The organism is Roseovarius ramblicola (assembly GCF_042430665.1).
Lineage (GTDB): Bacteria > Pseudomonadota > Alphaproteobacteria > Rhodobacterales > Rhodobacteraceae > Roseovarius > Roseovarius ramblicola.
In genome coordinates, this window is sequence record NZ_JBHMEC010000017.1 from 265025 (window position 1) to 282521 (window position 17497).

At 69.3% G+C, this 17497-nt stretch carries 17 protein-coding genes; 9 read left to right on the top strand and 8 right to left on the bottom strand.

The window, feature by feature from the left end; all coding sequences use genetic code 11:
- Positions 1 to 68: 68 nt before the first annotated feature.
- Positions 69 to 968, bottom strand: coding sequence for a tRNA (adenosine(37)-N6)-dimethylallyltransferase MiaA (gene miaA / locus ACFFU4_RS11940; protein WP_377069995.1), 900 nt, complete (start codon positions 966 to 968; stop codon positions 69 to 71).
- 248 nt (positions 969 to 1216) lie between these two features.
- Between miaA and pyrH the strand changes: the two genes are divergently transcribed.
- From pyrH to ACFFU4_RS11985, 9 genes are all read left to right on the top strand, one after another.
- A complete protein-coding gene (gene pyrH, locus ACFFU4_RS11945; protein WP_377069996.1) occupies positions 1217 to 1948 on the top strand; it encodes a UMP kinase in 732 nt (243 codons plus the stop codon).
- Between the two features lie 48 nt (positions 1949 to 1996).
- Positions 1997 to 2560, top strand: a complete 564-nt coding sequence (gene frr / locus ACFFU4_RS11950; RefSeq protein ID WP_377069997.1) for a ribosome recycling factor — start codon at positions 1997 to 1999, stop codon at positions 2558 to 2560.
- Positions 2560 to 3309, top strand: a complete 750-nt coding sequence (gene uppS, locus ACFFU4_RS11955) for a polyprenyl diphosphate synthase (protein WP_377069998.1) — start codon at positions 2560 to 2562, stop codon at positions 3307 to 3309. The genes frr and uppS overlap by 1 nt, the downstream gene beginning before the upstream one ends.
- Positions 3306 to 4076, top strand: coding sequence for a phosphatidate cytidylyltransferase (locus ACFFU4_RS11960; RefSeq protein ID WP_377069999.1), 771 nt, complete (start codon positions 3306 to 3308; stop codon positions 4074 to 4076). The genes uppS and ACFFU4_RS11960 overlap by 4 nt, the downstream gene beginning before the upstream one ends.
- Positions 4077 to 4082: 6 nt before the next feature.
- Positions 4083 to 5273 (top strand): 1-deoxy-D-xylulose-5-phosphate reductoisomerase, encoded by a 1191-nt coding sequence (dxr, locus tag ACFFU4_RS11965; RefSeq protein WP_377070000.1) that lies wholly within the window; start codon positions 4083 to 4085, stop codon positions 5271 to 5273.
- Between the two features lie 45 nt (positions 5274 to 5318).
- Positions 5319 to 6623: an RIP metalloprotease RseP gene (gene rseP / locus ACFFU4_RS11970; RefSeq protein ID WP_377070001.1), complete on the top strand. Its 1305-nt coding sequence runs from the start codon at positions 5319 to 5321 to the stop codon at positions 6621 to 6623.
- A gap of 119 nt (positions 6624 to 6742) precedes the next feature.
- The gene (locus tag ACFFU4_RS11975; RefSeq protein WP_377070002.1) at positions 6743 to 7978 is read left to right on the top strand and encodes an N-acetylmuramoyl-L-alanine amidase; all 1236 of its coding nucleotides are present in this window, start codon (positions 6743 to 6745) and stop codon (positions 7976 to 7978) included.
- 97 nt (positions 7979 to 8075) lie between these two features.
- Positions 8076 to 10583 carry a penicillin-binding protein 1A gene (locus ACFFU4_RS11980; RefSeq protein ID WP_377070335.1) on the top strand — a complete coding sequence of 836 codons (2508 nt, stop codon included), beginning with the start codon at positions 8076 to 8078 and terminating at the stop codon, positions 10581 to 10583.
- Positions 10584 to 10647: 64 nt separating this feature from the next.
- Positions 10648 to 11718: an AbrB family protein gene (locus tag ACFFU4_RS11985; protein WP_377070003.1), complete on the top strand. Its 1071-nt coding sequence runs from the start codon at positions 10648 to 10650 to the stop codon at positions 11716 to 11718.
- Between the two features lie 400 nt (positions 11719 to 12118).
- Here the strand turns inward: ACFFU4_RS11985 and ACFFU4_RS11990 are convergent, their stop codons facing one another.
- The 7 genes from ACFFU4_RS11990 to ACFFU4_RS12020 all read right to left on the bottom strand — a co-directional run bounded on the left by ACFFU4_RS11990 (position 12119) and on the right by ACFFU4_RS12020 (position 17471).
- Positions 12119 to 12958 (bottom strand): ATP-binding protein, encoded by an 840-nt coding sequence (locus ACFFU4_RS11990; protein ID WP_377070004.1) that lies wholly within the window; start codon positions 12956 to 12958, stop codon positions 12119 to 12121.
- A complete protein-coding gene (gene tatC, locus ACFFU4_RS11995) occupies positions 12959 to 13882 on the bottom strand; it encodes a twin-arginine translocase subunit TatC (RefSeq protein ID WP_377070005.1) in 924 nt (307 codons plus the stop codon).
- Complete coding sequence (gene tatB / locus ACFFU4_RS12000; protein WP_377070006.1) at positions 13879 to 14397, bottom strand: Sec-independent protein translocase protein TatB; 519 nt, start codon at positions 14395 to 14397, stop codon at positions 13879 to 13881. Before tatB ends, tatC begins: the two co-directional genes overlap by 4 nt.
- Positions 14398 to 14404: 7 nt before the next feature.
- Positions 14405 to 14638: a twin-arginine translocase TatA/TatE family subunit gene (locus ACFFU4_RS12005; protein WP_377070007.1), complete on the bottom strand. Its 234-nt coding sequence runs from the start codon at positions 14636 to 14638 to the stop codon at positions 14405 to 14407.
- A 117-nt stretch (positions 14639 to 14755) separates the two neighbouring features.
- On the bottom strand, positions 14756 to 15883 hold the full coding sequence (prfB, locus tag ACFFU4_RS12010) for a peptide chain release factor 2 (RefSeq protein WP_377070008.1): 1128 nt from the start codon (positions 15881 to 15883) through the stop codon (positions 14756 to 14758).
- Positions 15884 to 16101: 218 nt separating this feature from the next.
- A complete protein-coding gene (locus tag ACFFU4_RS12015) occupies positions 16102 to 16314 on the bottom strand; it encodes a hypothetical protein (protein ID WP_377070009.1) in 213 nt (70 codons plus the stop codon).
- Positions 16311 to 17471 carry an aromatic ring-hydroxylating oxygenase subunit alpha gene (locus ACFFU4_RS12020; protein ID WP_377070010.1) on the bottom strand — a complete coding sequence of 387 codons (1161 nt, stop codon included), beginning with the start codon at positions 17469 to 17471 and terminating at the stop codon, positions 16311 to 16313. Before ACFFU4_RS12020 ends, ACFFU4_RS12015 begins: the two co-directional genes overlap by 4 nt.
- Positions 17472 to 17497: the final 26 nt, after the last annotated feature.

Genomic DNA, 17497 nt, shown 5'->3' on the forward strand with positions numbered 1-17497 from the left:
TTGCGGGCGGCCACAATGGCGGGCGTGACGGGGCGGGCGGCTGTGACGGGGGCGGCTGTGCCGGCGGCTCAGGTCGGGCGCTGCCGCCCTTGCAGGGTTGCGGCCTGCACCCTCGACCAGCCGCGCATGCGGGCGCGGAACCAAGTGCGCTGGCGCTTGGCGTATTGCCGGGTGGCGATGATCGCGGCCTCGCGGGCCGCGTCGAGCGTCATCTCGCCGCGCAGGTGGGCGACGAGCTCCGCCGCGCCGATGGCCTGCGCGGCGGGGCGCGCGGCGTCCCATGTGGCCAGGTTGGCGCGCGCTTCGTCGAGCGCGCCCGCCGCGAGCATGGCGTCGAAGCGGCGCGCGATGCGCGGGGTGAGCCAGTCCTTCGGGGCCTCGACGAGGATCGGCGTGGCGCGCGCCAGCGGCAGCAGCGGCGGCGGCGTGGCGTCCTGCCACGCCGCGAGCCCGCGCCCGGTGGCCGCCTGCACCTCCCAGGCGCGCTGCACGCGGCGGGGGTTGGCGGTGTCGATGCGCGCGCGGGTCTCGCGGTCGAGCGCGTCGAGAAGCGCCTGTGGCCCCGCCTCGCGCAGCCGCCGGTCGGCCTCGGTGCGGATCTCGGGGGGGGTGGCGGGGATCTCCGCCAGCCCCTCGGTCAGCGCCGCAAAATAGAGCCCGGTGCCGCCGGTGATGATCGGGCGCGGGTCCGCGCCCAGCAGCGGCGCCACCTCGCGCAGCCAGTGACCGGCGGAATAGTCCCGGTCCGGCGAGACGTGGCCGTAGAGCCGGTGGGGTGCCTGCGCCTCCTCCTCTGCCGTGGGGCGGGCCGACAGGATGCGCCAGTTGGCATAGACCTGGAGCGCGTCGGCATTGACGATCACGCCGCCCTGCGCGCGTGCGATGGCCAGCGCCAGTGCCGATTTGCCGCTGGCGGTGGGCCCGGCGATCAGCACCGGGCGCGATGGGTCTATGGTCGCGATCTCCATGTCAGGCAGGGCCTAGCGCGGATCGCAGGCTTTGGCGAGGGGTGGTGCGTTCGGGACGGGAGGGCAGCGCCTGCCACCAAACCGGAGGTTCGCCGCCGGCAAAACCGGCAGGCAGGCGCTGCCCGGCGGTGCCGCCGGGCGGTGGATACCGGCGAGACCCCGCCTCGCCCCCCGTTTCCGCGATTGCACCCGCCCGCCATTTGCGACATTTTGCGCGCAATTCACAAAGAGCAGCCGCGGAGAGCCCGATGACCCCCCCCGACACCGAGAACGCCAGGTTCGGCCGCGTGATGCTCAAGATATCGGGCGAGGCGCTGATGGGGGATCAGGGCTATGGCCTGCACCCGCCGACCGTCGAGCGCATCGCGCAGGAGGTGAAATCGGTTCACGACATGGGCGTGGAAATCTGCATGGTGATCGGCGGCGGCAACATCTTCCGGGGCTTGCAGGGCTCGGCGCAGGGGATGGAGCGGACAACCGCCGATTACATGGGGATGCTGGCCACGGTGATGAACGCGCTCGCCATGCAGAGCGCGCTGGAGCGCATCGGCGCCTATTGCCGGGTGATCACCGCCATCCGCATGGACGAGGTGGCCGAGCCCTATATCCGCCGCCGCGCGGTGCGCCATCTGGAAAAGAAACGCATCTGCATCTTTGCCGCCGGCACCGGCAATCCCTATTTCACCACCGACACCGCCGCCACCCTGCGCGCCAACGAGATGGCCTGCGAGGCGATCCTCAAGGGCACCAAGGTGGATGGCGTCTATGACAAGGACCCGGTCAGGCACGCCGATGCGCGCCGCTTCGAGCGGGTCACCTATGACGAGGTGCTGGCGCAGCACCTGGGCGTGATGGATGCCAGCGCGATCGCGCTGGCGCGCGACAACAACCTGCCCATCATCGTCTTTTCGCTGGACGAGCCGGGCGGGTTCCGCAGCATTCTCTCGGGTGCGGGCACCTATACAACCGTGCACGCCTGAGGTTAAACAGGGGCAGTGCACAGCCCCGGCAAGGACATGGGAACGACTATGGCGGATGATATCGAAATCGACCTTGATGATCTGGAACGGCGGATGACCGGCGCGATGGCCTCTCTGCGCACCGAATTTGCCTCGCTCAGGACGGGGCGGGCCTCGGCCTCGATGCTGGAGCCGGTGCAGGTCGAGGCGTATGGCCAGATGACCCCGATCAACCAGGTTGGCACCGTCAACGTGCCCGAGCCGCGCATGGTCACGATCAATGTCTGGGACAAGAGTCTCGTCAACAAGGTGGAAAAGGCGATCCGCGAGAGCGGCCTCGGGATCAACCCGCAGACCAACGGCCCGATCATCATGCTGCCCATCCCCGAGCTCAACGAAGAGCGCCGCCGCGAGCTGACCAAGGTCGCCTCGCAATACGCCGAGCACGCCCGGGTGGCGGTGCGCAACGTGCGCCGCGACGGCATGGACCAGATCAAGAAGGCCAAGGCCGACGGCATGTCCGAGGACGACCAGAAGTTCTGGGAGAACGCGGTGCAGGAACTGACCGACAATTTCGTCAAACAGGTCGACGAGGCGCTCGAACACAAGCAAGCCGAGATCATGCAGGTCTGATGATGCAGAAGGCGCGCATGGCACCGGGCAAGCCCCGCGACGAACGCGCCGGGCCGCGCCATGTGGCGATCATCATGGACGGCAACGGCCGCTGGGCGCAGAGCCGCGGCCGCCCGCGGCTCTTTGGCCATCACGCCGGCGCGCGGCGGGTGCGCGAGATCGTCGCCGCCTGCCCCGATCTGGGCGTCGGGTATCTGACGATCTTTGCCTTCTCCACCGAGAACTGGAAGCGCACGCAGACCGAGGTGGCCGGGCTGATGAGCCTGTTCCGTCGATACATCGTCAAGGAAATGCAGGAATTCGTGCGCGAGGATGTGCGCGTGCGCTTTATCGGTGATCGCTACCGGCTGGAGCCGGGCCTGCGCGCGCTGATGGGAGAGGCCGAGGAGATGACCGCGCATTGCACGCGGCTCAACCTCACCATCGCGATCAATTACGGCGGCCGCGACGAGGTGGCCCGCGCCATGCGAAGGCTGGCGCGCGACGTGGCCGAGGGGCGGCTCGACCCCGATACGGTCGATGAACAGACGCTGCCGCGATACCTGGACACCCGCGTGCTGCCCGATCCCGACCTGGTGATCCGCACCTCCGGCGAGGCGCGCATCTCCAATTTCCTGCTGTGGCAATCGGCCTATGCGGAGTACGAATTCATCGACACGCTGTGGCCGGATTTCACCCGCGACATCTTTGCCCGGGTCCTGTCGCAATACGGCGCGCGCGACCGGCGCTTTGGCGCGGTGAGCGCATGAACGCGGGCGCGCGCTGGTCCGACCTGGCACCGCGCGTGGCCTCTGGCCTTGTGATGGCGGCGGTGGGTCTTGGGGCCATATGGGCGGGCGGCGCGGTGTTTGCCGCGCTCGTCGTCGCCCTCGGCGGGCTGATGACGTGGGAGGCGGCCCGCCTTTACGCCTCGGCCGCGCCGGAGCGCGCCGCGATCACCGGCGCGGTGGCGCTTGCGCTGGCGCTGGTCCTGCCGGGGATGTTCGTGCTGCCGCTGGCGGCGGCGGCGGTGCTGGTCAATGCCGAGACGGTGGCGCGGGCGCGCGCGCCCTTCGCCGCGCTGGCGCTGGCGGCGCTGCTGGCCCCGTGGGTGATCCATGACCTGCGCGCGGACGAGGCGGGGCTGACCTGGGTGTTGTGGCTGGTGCTGGTGGTGATCGTGTCGGACGTGGCGGGGTATTTCGCGGGCAAGGCCATCGGCGGGCCGAAGTTCTGGCCGTCGATCAGCCCGAAGAAGACGTGGTCCGGCACCATTGCGGGCTGGGTGGGGGCGGCCTGTATCGGCGCGGTCTTTGCCGGGCCGACGGGTGCCGGCGTGGCGCTGATCCCGGTGTCGGTGCTGGTCGGGTTTGCCGGGCAGATGGGCGACATCGCCGAGAGTGCGGTCAAGCGGATGCAGGGGGTCAAGGATTCCTCGGCCCTCATCCCCGGCCATGGCGGCGTGCTCGACCGGTTCGACGCGATGCTCGGCGCGGGGCTGGCCGTGGGCCTCCTGCGCGCCCTCGGGCTGGTGTGAGCGGCGATGCGGGCGGTGAGCATCCTCGGGGCGACCGGGTCCGTCGGGCAGAGCACGCTCGACCTGATCCGGCGCGACCGCGACGCCTATCGCGTCGTGGCGCTGACCGGGGGCGCGAACATCGCGCAACTGGCCGCCGATGCGCGCGAGCTGGGGGCCGGGCTGGCCGTCACGGCGGACGAGGACCGGCTGGGTGATCTGCGCGATGCGCTGGCGGGCAGCGGCGTCGAGGCGGCGGCGGGGCGCGCGGCGCTGAACGAGGCGGCGGCGCGGCCCGCCGACTGGGTGATGTCGGCCATCGTCGGTGCGGCGGGGTTGGCACCCGGGCTGCGGGCGCTGGAGACGGGGGCCACGCTGGCGCTGGCCAACAAGGAATCGCTGGTCACCGCCGGGCCGCTGGTGATGGCCGCGGCGCGGGCGTCGGGGGCGCGTATCCTGCCGGTGGACAGCGAGCATTCGGCGATTTTCCAGGCGCTGACGGGCGAGGACATGGGCACGGTCACCCGCGTCATCATCACCGCCTCGGGCGGCGCGTTCCGCGACTGGCCCGCCGAGCGGCTGGCGCGCGCCACGGTGGCCGAGGCGTCGATGCACCCCAACTGGGACATGGGGCAGCGCATCACCATCGATTCGGCGTCGATGTTCAACAAGGCGCTGGAGATGATCGAGGCGCGCGAATTCTTTGGCCTCGCGCCGGCGCAGATCGAGGTGCTGATCCACCCGCAATCGCTGATCCATGCGCTGGTGGGGTTCAACGATGGCGCGCTGATGGCGCATGTCGGGCCGCCGGACATGCGCCACGCGATCGGCTATGCGCTCAACTGGCCCGAGCGGCGGGCGCTGCCGGTGGCGGCGCTGGATCTGGCCGCCGAGGGTGTGCTGGAATTTCGCGCCCCCGACGAGGCGCGGGCACCGGCGCTGCGGCTGGCGCGGGCGGTGATGGAGGAGGGCGGCCTCGCCGGGGCCATCTTCAACGCCGCGAAGGAGCGCGCGCTCGACCATTTCATCGCCGGGCGCATCGGCTTTGTGGCGATGGCACCGCTGGTCGAGGAGGTGCTGGAACGGATGCTGGCCGCGCCCGAGGCGCGGGCGGCACGGGGTGGCGACGATCTGACCCTTGATCGGGTGGCGGGGATGGACCATCTCGCAAGGCAATGCGCCGATCTGGTGGCGCGCGAAATCACAGAACGGGGCTAGACAGTGGACCTTGCAACGCTCTTGCCGCAATTCGGCAGCCTATTCATGACCATACTGGCCTTTGTGGTGGCGCTTTCCATCATCGTGGCGGTGCATGAATACGGCCATTACATCGTCGGGCGCTGGTCGGGGATCAAGGCCGAGGTGTTCTCGCTCGGCTTCGGTCCGGTGCTGTTCTCGCGCCGCGACCGGCATGGCACGCGCTGGCAGGTCGCGGCGCTGCCGTTTGGCGGCTATGTCAAGTTCCTGGGCGATTCGGATGCCGCGAGCGGGCAGGACGGCGCGGCCATGGCCGAGATGCCGCCCGATCGCCTGCGCCAGACCATGCACGGCGCACCGCTCTGGGCGCGCACGGCGACGGTGGCGGCGGGGCCGGTGTTCAACTTCATCCTGTCGATTCTCGTCTTTGCCGCGATCATGATCGGCGGCGGCAAGACCGCCGAGCCGCTGACCGTGGGCGAGCTCAAGCCGCTGCCGGTGCAGGGCACCGCATTGCGCGCGGGCGACGAGATCCTGTCGGTGGCGGGGATGGACCTGCCGGAGCCCGGCTCCGGCGAGACCTATGACGCGGTGCTCGACGCCTTGCCCGCCGAGGCGCGGCTGGACTACGGCGTGCGGCGCGACGGCACCCGCCTGACCGTGACCGGCCCGCATCTGATGCCGCCGCTGGTGGGGGGCGTGTCGCCGCAATCGGCGGCCTTCGACGCGGGGCTGGAGGCGGGCGACGTGATCACCGCCGTGAACGGCACGCCGGTGGTGGCCTTTTCCGAACTCAAGGATATCGTCGAGGGCTCGGACGGGGCGGCGCTGGCGCTCGATGTCTGGCGCGCCGGCGAAACGCTGTCGCTGACGCTGGTGCCGCGCCGCACCGACGAGCCGCAGCCCGATGGCGGGTTTCGCACCCAGTGGCGCATCGGCGTGGCCGGTGCGATGGCGTTCGAGCCCGCGACCGAGGCGATGGGCCCGGTCGAGGCGTTGGGCGGGGCCGTCGGCCAGACCTGGATGATCGTCGAAAGCTCGCTCTCGGGCCTTTATCACATGGTCACCGGGGCGATCAGCTCGTGCAACATGTCCGGCCCCATCGGCATCGCGCAGGTCTCGGGCGCGATGGCGAGCCAGGGGGCGGAGAGCTTCATCTGGTTCGTCGCGGTGCTGTCGACGGCGGTCGGGCTGCTGAACCTGTTTCCGGTGCCGGTACTCGATGGCGGACACCTGGTGTTCTACGCCTACGAGGCCGTCGCGGGCCGCCCGCCGAGCGCGCGCGCGCTGCGGGTGATGATGAGCCTGGGGCTGACGCTGATCCTGTCGCTGATGCTGTTTGCGGTGTTCAACGACCTGTTCTGCCCCTGAGGCGGCGCGCGCGGGCGGCGCGCGGGAAGATGAGTATTTTTACCATGAAGAAGCACCGGGGGCTGTTGCGGCCCCTGTTTTGGCGGTATCCTTTGCGCAACGAGACCGGGGACCGGCGGATGAGCAGTTTTGCAGGGTTTGGACTGGCGGTGCTGGTCGGGCTTTGCCTGTGCGGCACGGCACGGGCCGAGGGTGCGGAATTCTCCGGGCTGGCGCGGCTGCAGCCGGCGCAGAGCGCCGTCGGGGCCGAGGGCGGCGGCGTGGTGCTGCGGCTGGGGCTGAGCCAGGGCGTGCCGTGGCGTGTCTTCACCCTCGACGGGCCGCCGCGGCTGGTGCTCGATTTCCGCGAGATGGACTGGTCCGGGGCGCGCGCCGCCGATCTCGTGGCGACCGGACGGGTGCGCGGCCTGCGCATGGGGCAGATCCGCCCCGGCTGGTCGCGGATGGTGGCCGATCTCGCCGCGCCCTACCCGCTGGAAGAGGCGGGGCTGACGGTCGATCCCGAAACCGGCGCGGCGGCGCTGCGCGTGCGGCTGGGGCGCGCCGACGCGGCGCGCTTTGCCGCCGCGTCCGGCCGGCCCGACAGCCCCGGATGGGGCCCGGTCCCGCGCGCCGACGGCACACCGCCGCCGACGCCGCGCGAGGCCGACGCGCCGCTGCGGGTGATGATCGACCCCGGCCATGGCGGCATCGACCCCGGCGCCGAGGAAGGCGGGCTAACCGAAAAGGCGCTGATGCTGGTGCTGGCGCGCGAATTGCGCGAGGCGCTGTTGCGCCGTGGCGGCTACGAGGTGTTTCTCACCCGCGACGCCGACGAATTCGTGAGCCTCGAGGCGCGGGTCGCGCGGGCGCATGAGGCGGCGGCGGATGTGTTCCTCTCGCTGCATGCCGATGCGCTGTCGGATGCGCGGGCGCGGGGCGCGTCGGTCTATACCCTGTCCGATACCGCCTCGGACGCCGCGAGCGCGGCGCTGGCCGAGCGCCACGACCGCGCCGACCTCTTGTCGGGGGTGGATCTCAGCGACAGCGACGACGTGGTGGCCGGCGTGCTGATGGATCTCGCGCGAACGGAGACGCAGCCGCGCGCCGAGGCGCTGGCGGGCGCGCTGCTCGAGGTGTTCCGCGCAGAGGACATCCCGGTGCTGGGCCGGCCGCTGCGCCATGCCGGTTTTTCGGTGCTCAAGGCCGCCGACATCCCCTCGGTGCTGGTCGAGACCGGGTTCCTGTCGGATGCCCGCGACCGGCGCAACCTGAGCGATCCGGCGTGGCGCGCCGGGCTGGTGGCGGCGCTGGTGGCCGGGCTGGAGCGCTGGCACGCCGCCGATGGCGCCCGCGCCGGGCTGGTGCGGCAATGAGCGCGGGGGCGAATTCCCGCGCCCGCGCCCCGGCTTTGGTTTTGACCGGGGCGGCGATCATCCCTATATCGGCCCCAACCCTGAAAGGGAGCGATCCGTGCTGCGTCCTGTGATGAGCCTTCTGGGCACCCTGTTCAGCCTGCTGACCCTCGTGGTGGTGGTGGGCGGCCTCACGCTGGGGGCGGTGCTGCACATCTATGGCACGGATCTGCCGAGCCACGAGAGCCTCGCCAATTACACGCCGCCCACGATCAGCCGCATCTATTCCGCAGAGGGGCGCATCATCGACGAGTTCGCCCGCGAGCGGCGGCTCTTTACCCCCGCCGAGGAAATTCCCGACCTGGTGAAGCAGGCCTTCATCAGCGCCGAGGACAAGAATTTCTATACCCACGGGGGCTTTGACGCGCTGGGCATCGCCTCGGCGCTCTATGACGCGATCAAGTCGCGCGGGCGCAACGTGCGCGGTGCCTCGACCATCACGCAGCAGGTGATGAAGAATTTCCTGCTGTCGGGCGACCGCCGCATCGAGCGCAAGATCAAGGAGATCATCCTGGCCACCCGCATCGAGGAGACGCTCAGCAAGGAGGATATCCTCGAGCTGTACCTCAACGAGATTTTCCTCGGGCAGAACAGCTATGGCGTGACCGCCGCCGCGCAGACCTATTTCAACAAGAGCCTGCGCGCGCTTGCCCCGCACGAGGCGGCGACGCTGGCGGCGATGCCCAAGGCGCCGAGCGATTATCACCCGGTGCGCGAGATGGAGCGGCTGCGCGACCGGCGCAACTTCGTGCTGCGCGAGATGTGGGAGAACGGCTATCTCGACCGCGCGGTCTATGAGGCCGAGCGCGCCTCGCCCGTGCGCTCGGTGCAGAACGGCGATTTCGAGCCGTTCAGCGCCGAGTTGCCGCCGCGCGACTATTTCACCGATGAAATCCGACGGCAGTTGAGCGAGGTGTTCGGCGAGGGAGAGTTCTTTTCCGGCGGTCTGACGGTGCGCGCCACCATCGATCCGCAGATGCAGGAGGCGGCCGCGAACGCCCTGCAGCGGCAGCTTGAGACCTATGACCGGAGCAGAGGGCGCTGGCGCGGCACCGGCGAGAGCCTGCCCGACGAGGTGCTGGGCAGTGAGACCGACTGGCAGGCGGCGCTGTCGGAGCTGCGGGTGGCGCGCGATATCGAGCTGGGCGGCACCTGGTATCCGGCGGTGGTGCTGGAGACCGGCGCGCAGGCCATGCGCATCGGCATCGAGGGGATCGAGGGCCCCCACGAGGTGCCGCGCAGTGATATATCCTGGCTTCCCGGCGATTTCCGCGAGACGTTTGAGCGCGGCGAGGTGGTGCATGTGCGCCCGGTGCTGACCGAGGCGGGCGAGTTCGCGCACTGGAGCCTGCGTCAGGTGCCCGAGGTGCAGGGTGCGTTCATGGCGATGGATGTCAACACCGGCCGCGTGATCGCGATGCAGGGCGGGTTTTCCTATCAGAATTCGGTGTTCAACCGGGCCACGCAGGCGATGCGGCAGCCGGGATCGAGCTTCAAGCCGTTCGTCTATGCCGCCGCGCTCGACAGCGGCTATTCGCCGGCCACCATCGTCATCGACGCGCCGATCGAGATCGACACGCCGCAGGGGCTGTGGCGGCCGCGCAACTCGTCGAGCAAGTTCTACGGCCCGACGCCGCTGCGCACCGGCATCGAGCGGTCGCGCAACCTGATGACCATCCGCCTCGCGCGCGAGGTGGGCATGGAGGTGGTGGCGCGCTATGCCGAGCGGTTCGGCGTCTACGAGGACATGGGCACCTATCTCGCCAACGCGCTCGGCTCGGAAGAGACCACGCTGTTTGACATGGTGGCGGCCTATTCGATGTTCGCCAATGGCGGCGAGCGGGTGCGCCCGAGCCTCGTGGACCGGGTGCAGGACCGCTATGGCCGCACGCTCTACCGGCAGGACACGCGCACCTGCGTGGATTGCGGCGACGCGCGCCTGCCGCCGGGGCGCGGCCCGCGCATCGTGTCGGACCGCGAGCGGGTGATGGACGCGATCACCGCCTATCAGCTCACCTCGATGATGACCGGCGTGGTCGAACGCGGCACCGCCTCGGGGGTGATCGACCTCGCCGTTCCGGTGGCGGGCAAGACCGGCACCACCAACGACGCCCGCGACGTGTGGTTCGTGGGCTTTACCAGCAATATCGCGGCGGGCTGCTACATCGGCCACGACCAGCCCCGCGGACTTGGCCGGGGGGCCTATGGCGCGTCGATGTGCGGTCCGGTGTTCCAGGAATTCATGACCGAGGCGGTGGAAAAGTTCGGTGGCGGGCCGTTCGAGGTGCCGCCGGGCGGGCAGTTCATCAAGATCGACCGTTACACCGGCGCGCGCCTGCCCGACGACGCCGAGGGCGAGAACGTTGTGGCCGAGTATTTCCGCGACGGCGAGGAGCCGATCTTCGGCGTGAGCTTCGATGGCGGGTTCGCCATGGGCAACGATCTCGACCTCTATCAGCCCGGCGAGCGCGAGGCGGTGCAGGAGGTGACCACCTCCACCGGCAACAAGGCGCGCGTGGGCGACAAGGCGACGTTCGGCTCGATGAGTTCCGGCGGACTCTACTGACCGGGGCCGCGGCGGCCGGGCACCGACCCCTTGCCGCCGCCCGCGGCGGGTGGTTCAAGGGATTATGCCGCATGTCCTGACCACTGTCGCGCTGCTGGCCATGGCCGGTCCCTGGGGGATGGCGGCGCGCGCGCTTGGCCTGCCGCTGCCTTGGATGCTGGGGCCGCTCGTGGGGGCGGCGCTGGTCGCCACGCTGCTGCCCCGCCGCCTGCCCGCCGGCTACCGCTTTCCGGCGCGGCTGCGCGTCGGCTTTGTCGCCATCATCGGGCTGATGATCGGCGCGCAGGTGACGCCCGATCTGCTGGGGCGCGCGCAGAGCTGGGCGCTGAGCCTCGGGGCGGTGACGCTGTTCGTGGGGCTGGCGCATGGGGCGGGGTATGCGATCTATCGCCGCCTCGGCGGGTATGACGCCACCACCGCCTTTTACGCGAGCGCGCCCGGTGGCCTCTACGAGAGCATCGAGATGGGCGAGGCGGCGGGGGCGGATGTGACGCGGCTGATGATGCAGCAATTCCTGCGCATCATCGTGGTGGTCACGGCGCTGCCGCTGGGCCTGTCGCTGTGGCTGGGCGGGCCGGTCGGCTCGGCGGCGGGCATGACGCTGGCGCGCGGCGATGTGCCGTGGTCCGAGTTGCCGGTGATCGCGCTGGCGGGGCTGGGCGGCGTGGTGCTGGGCCGCGTGCTGCGCCTGCCCGCCGGGCAGATGACCGGGCCGATGGCGCTGGCGGCGGCGCTGTCGCTCCTTGGCTGGCTGAGTGTCGAGGTGCCGCACTGGTTGCTGACGCTGGCGCAGATGGTGCTGGGCACGGCGCTGGGGATGCGGTTCACCGGGCTGGGCCGCGGCCTGCTGCTGCGCGGTGCGGGGCTGGCGGTGATGGCCGTGGGGGCGATGCTGGCGATCGGCGGGGCGCTGGCGGCGGGACTGCACGCGGTGACCGGCGAGGCGGTGGACGTGCTGGTGATCAGCCTCGCGCCCGGCGGCGTGACCGAAATGGCGCTGGTGGCGCTCAGCCTGCAAGCCAACCCCGCCTTCGTGACGCTGCACCACATCTACCGGATCGTGCTCACCGTGCTGGTGATCGGGGTACTGGCGCGGCGCGGGCCGGCACGCGGCGACGCGCCACGGGATCGGTGACGAACGGCGATGCTGCGGGCGTGCAGATGGTCATGCTTTGGATATGGTCTGTTGCGGTCGTTTGGGCATGATGCGATGAGCCGCGCGAGTGCCCGACCGCGGGTGGGCGCTCCGACGGCGGTGGTCGTCATTTCATCGCGCAAGACACCTCGAACGATTGTGCGGGTGTGCAGCGTTGCAATAGCGCCCGCCCGTCCGGGCGGGTCATGCCGGAGGCATGCCTTCGGCATGACCGCTCGCGCGGCGGCGTGCAAGCACGCCTTGATTCCGCGCGGGGGAAGGCAGGCGAACGTCCCCTTCAGGCCAGCCCCCCCCTGCACCTCCGCTCTACCCGGATGTCAGCGGACACGCCGCCCCCCTTTGCGCCCGCAGCGGCAACACGACGCACGCGCCGGCGGTGTCAGACCCGGACGCCGCGACGCCCGGCGAGATCGGTGAAGAACTGCCACGCCACGCGGCCTGACCGGGCCCCGCGCGTGGCCTGCCATTCGATCGCCTCGGCGCGCAGGGCATCGTCGTCGATATCGACCCCGTAGGCGTCGCAATAACCGCGGATCATCGACAGGTATTGATCCTGATCGCAGGGGTGAAAGCCCAGCCACAGACCGAACCGGTCCGAGAGCGACACTTTCTCCTCGACCGCCTCGGAGGGGTTGATCGCGGTGGAGCGCTCGTTCTCGATCATGTCGCGCGGCATCAGGTGGCGGCGGTTGGAGGTGGCGTAGAACAGCACATTGTCCGGCCGCCCCTCGATGCCGCCGTCGAGCACCGCCTTCAACGATTTGTAATGCTCGTCATCGTGGCCAAAGCTCAGGTCGTCGCAGAACAGCAGGAAGCGGGCGTCGCTCTGGCGCAACAGGCTGAGCAGCCGCCCCACCGACGCCAGATCCTCGCGCTGCAATTCCACGATCTTGAGCGGCAGCCCCGCGCCCTGCACGGCGGCGTGCACGGCCTTGACGAGGCTCGATTTGCCCATGCCGCGCGCGCCCCACAGGAGCGCGTTGTTGGCGGGCAGCCCGCGGGCGAAGTGGCGGGTGTTCTCCAGCAGCGTCTCGCGCGCCCGGTCGATGCCGACGAGCAGCGACATGTCCACACGGTTGACGGTCGCCACCGGCTCCAGCCGGTCGGGCGCGACGTGCCAGACAAAGGCGTCGGCGGCGTCGAAATCCGGCGCGGTGAGCGGGGCAGGGGCCATCCGCTCAAGTGCGGCGGCGATCCGGGCGAGCGGGTCGTCGGCCATTCAGCGCCGGTCCTCGTCATCGGCGTCATCGGCGGCGTCGCCGAGCGGGTCCCCGGAGGAGAAATCGTCGGTCTCGCCCTCGTCCTCGTCGTCATCGAACCACAGGCCCTGTTCGCGCAGCTCCGCCTCGCGCTTTCTCTCGACGCGCTGCACAAGCTGGATCGACACCTCGTAGAGTCCGTAGACCACCACGAAGAGGATGATCTGCGTGATGACATCGGGCGGCGTCACGAGGGCGGCCAGCACGAGGATGCCGACGACCGCGTATTTGCGCATCTTGCGCAGGCCGATCGCGCTGACCAGCCCCGCCTTGCCCATCAGCGTCAGCAGGACAGGCAACTGGAAGCACATGCCGAAGGCGACGATGAACTTGATCGTGAGGTTGAGATATTCCTGCGCCGAGCCCTGGAACACCACCGAGAGTGGCGCGGCATTCTGCCCGCCCTCGACGGCCTCGCCCTCGCCGCCGAATTGCTGGAAGCCGAGGAAGAAATCATAGGCCAGCGGCGTGACCACGTAGAAGGCGAACGCCGCGCCGAGGAAGAACATGAACGGCGAGGCGACCAGGAAGGGTAGGAACGCGCCCTTTTCCGAGCGGTACAGCCCCGGCGCCACAAACCGCCACATCTGGTTGGCGATGTAGGGAAAGGCGAGGATGAAGCCGCCCAGAAGCGAAACCTTGATCGCGACGAAGAAGCCTTCCTGCGGGGAGATGAAGATCAGGTCGCAATCCTGCCCGCGATCGGCCAGCACCTGGCACAGCGGCGCGGTGAGGAAATTGAAGATCGGCGTGGCGACGGTGAAGCAGATCACCATGCCGACGATGAAGGCCACCACCGAATGGATGAGCCGCGTGCGCAGTTCGGCGAGGTGTTCGATCAGCGGCGCGCTGCTGTCTTCGAGATCGTCGTCCTGCACGCTCATGCCTTGGTGTCCCCGGCCTTCTCGCCGGTCTTGTTATCGGCGCTGTCCCCGGCGGGTGCGTCGGTGGTGGCGGGCGCGGCGGTGGCGGTCTCCTTCGCCGGTTCCGCGGGCTGCGTCTCTGCCCTGGCCTCTTCCTCGGCCTCGGCGGCGCGGCGGGCATTGGCCATTTCGGCGGATTTCTCGCGAATCTTGTCGGCGGCGGCCTGGCGCTCGGGGTCGAGGGCCGGGCGCGTGGCCTTGTCGATATCCTGCGTGATGCCGTCGGTGGTCTTCTTCACCTCGTTCATCGCGGTCTTCATCGGGTTGGACGCGGCCTTGAAGGATTTCTGGATGTCGCCGACGCCGGACTGGTCTGCGGCATCGTTCATCGCACGGCTGAAATCGCGCGCCATGCCCTTGGCCTTGCCCACGAACCGGCCGATGGCCTGGAACATGCCCGGCAGGTCCTTGGGCCCGACGACGATCAGCGCGACGATGCCGATGACCAGAAGCTCGGTCCAGCCCAGGTCGAACATGCTTTTATCAGACCTTGTCTTTTTCTTCGTCCGCAGGCGTCACGTCGCGCGCGGTCTCGGTGGTCTCGTCCTCTTTCGAGGCTTCCTCGAGCTCCTTGTTGCCCTCGGAAACGCCCTTCTTGAACGAGGTGATCCCCTTGCCGACCTCGCCCATCAGCGACGAGATCTTGCCGCGCCCGAAGAGCACGAGCACCACCACGGCGATGAGCAGAAGGCCGGGAAGGCCGATATTGTTGAGCATCTCTTTTCTCCCTGGTCACGGGGGACGCACCCCCGGCAACATCATTGACCTTATCTAGACATTCACCGCGCCCGATGAAAGCACCAATCCGCGTGTGCCGCCACGAATCCGCGCCGCTCAGCCGTCTTCCTGCGCCTCGGCGCGGCTCTTGCCCGAGACCTCGAGCGCCAGTGTCGCGGCCATGAACTGATCGAGATCGCCGTCGAGCACGCCCTTGGTGTCCGAGGTCTCGACCCCGGTGCGCAGATCCTTGACCATCTGGTAGGGCTGCAACACGTAGGAGCGGATCTGGTTGCCCCAGCCCGCGTCGCCCTTGTTGTCATGGGCCTCGTTGATGGCGGCGTTGCGCCGGTCGAGTTCCTGCTGGTAGAGCCGCGATTTCAGCGCCTTCATCGCGATGTCGCGGTTCTGGTGCTGGGATTTCTGGCTGCTTGTCACCACGATGCCGGTGGGGATATGGGTGATCCGCACCGCCGAATCGGTGGTGTTGACGTGCTGCCCGCCCGCGCCCGAGGACCGGTAGGTGTCGATGCGGATGTCGGCGGGGTTCACCTCGATCTCGATATTGTCGTCCACCACCGGGTAGACCCAGACCGAGCAGAAAGAGGTGTGCCGCTTGGCCGCCGAATCGAAGGGCGAAATGCGCACCAGCCGGTGCACGCCCGATTCGGACTTGAGCCAGCCATAGGCGTTGTGCCCGCTGATCTTGTAGGCGGCGGACTTGATGCCCGCCTCGTCGCCCGCGCTCTCCGATTGCAGCTCGACCGTGTAGCCGCGCTTTTCCGCCCAGCGCACATACATGCGTGCCAGCATCGCCGCCCAGTCGCAGCTTTCGGTGCCGCCGGCGCCGGCGTTGATCTCGAGAAAGGTGTCGTTGGCATCGGCCTCGCCGTCGAGCAACGCCTCCAGTTCGCGGGCGGCGGCGGTCTTGGCCAGCGCGCGCAGCGCCTCCTCGGCCTCGGCCACAACGTCGTCGTCGCCCTCGGCCTCGCCCAGCTCGATCAGGCCGAGCTGATCCTCCAGATCCTGCCTGATGCTGTCATGGGTGGCGAGCGCATCGACCAGCGCCTGCCGGTCGCGCATGAGCTTTTGTGCGCGCGCCGGATCGTCCCACAGCGTCGGGTCCTCGACGCGGGCGTCGAATTCCTCGAGCCGGTGATGCGCGGTCTCCCACCCGAGCCGCTGGCGCAAAAGCTCCAGCGATTTCTCGATCTCGGTCACAAGGGTCTGGGTCTCGGCGCGCATCGCATCCATCCTGTCGGCTCGGGTGGCGGTGATAGCCCAGCACGCCGGGCTGAACAAGGTGGCGCGGACATGCGGGGGAGAGAGCCGGACGCGGTTGTTCACCCATCCCGTGATGAGCCGCGCGGGGCGGGGGTCAGGGGGCAGGGGGCGAATGGCGGCAACAGGCCATCCCCGGCCCGTGCCGGACCGCCGCCCCGCGCATCATCCTGCCGCCGCCGTCACGCCTCGCGGCCATGCGCCTTGAGCCGGGCGTGCAGCACGCCCGCCTCGGGCGCGCCCGCCTCCAGCGCAAAGACATAGGCATGGGTCAGGAAAAAGCACGCCGCGTCGAGATCGTTGAGCCGGTCGGCGGCGCGGGTATAGAGCCGCGCCAGCGCGCGCCGGTCGTCGGCGTCATGCGCCGCGAGGATCGCCGCCTCCAGGCGTTTCACTCCGCCGCCCTCGCCATCGCGCGGCGGGCTTCGATCTTGCCGGCCACCCAGTCGTGGAAGCAATGGGTGGGGCTGTCCATCACCGGCGAAAAACGCCCGCCGTCGAACCGCGCCGCGTGGCGGCCGCGCTGCATCCCCTCGACCACGAAGATGTCCTCCTCGAACACCGTCTTCCACAGTTGCGTGTTGCGCATCTTGAGGCCCTCGTCGGCATCGGGCACGGCATAGTAGAGGTGGACATGCTCGACCGTGCGCTCGGGCCCCCGCGGCTCCAGGATGATGGCGAAGGCATGGTCGCGGTGCACGCCGAGCAGCACGTTGGGATAGGCGGCGATATATTCGGCCTGCTCGTTCCACTTCGCGCCGACATCGGCGAAATCGGGGAATTTCTCGGCGTTCTCGTTGGTGATCTGGCGATAGACCATCGTGCCCTGGCCGGAATACTCGCCCCGTTTCTCGATATGGTAGTGATCCTCCAGCCGCGAATAGCTGTTGAGGCCGGGATGCACCCAGGGCAGGTGATAGCTCTCGCAGTAGTTCTCGACCGCGAGTTTCCAGTTGGTGGCCACCTCCAGGGTGAAGCGGCTGTCATGGCCGCCGTGATAGAGCGGCAGATCGAACTCGGACCAGCGGGCGATGAGATCGGACATCGCCTCCTCGAACGGCGCGGCATCGCCCGAGACGTTGATCCACACGACGTCGCGCCAGATATGGCTGCGCACCTCGTTGAGGCCCAGCTCCTCGCGGCGGATGGTGGCGTGGGTGTTGTGCCCCGGCCCGCCGACATGCGGGGTCGAGACGAGGTTGCCTTTGGTCGAGTAGCACCACGAATGGTAGGGGCAGCGAATGGCACCCTCGATGCGGCGCGGCTCCTCGACAAGGATCATGCCGCGATGGCGGCAGATGTTCTCGAACACGCGCACCGTGCCTTCCTTGTCGCGGATGAGCAGCAGCGGCACGCCGAGAAACTCCAGCGGTTTCGCGTCGCCCGGCGCGGGCACGTCGGCCGCCACGGCAAGCCCCGCCCATTGCGAGAACAAGAGCGCCTGGCGCTCCTCCCCGAACACGCCCGCGTCGGTGTAGTGGGCGTTGGGCAGGCCGCGCGCGGTCTCCACGCCTGCGCGCACCTGGCCAAGATCGGTCAGTGGCTGGCTCATCGCTGTCTCTCCCCTCATGCGTCACC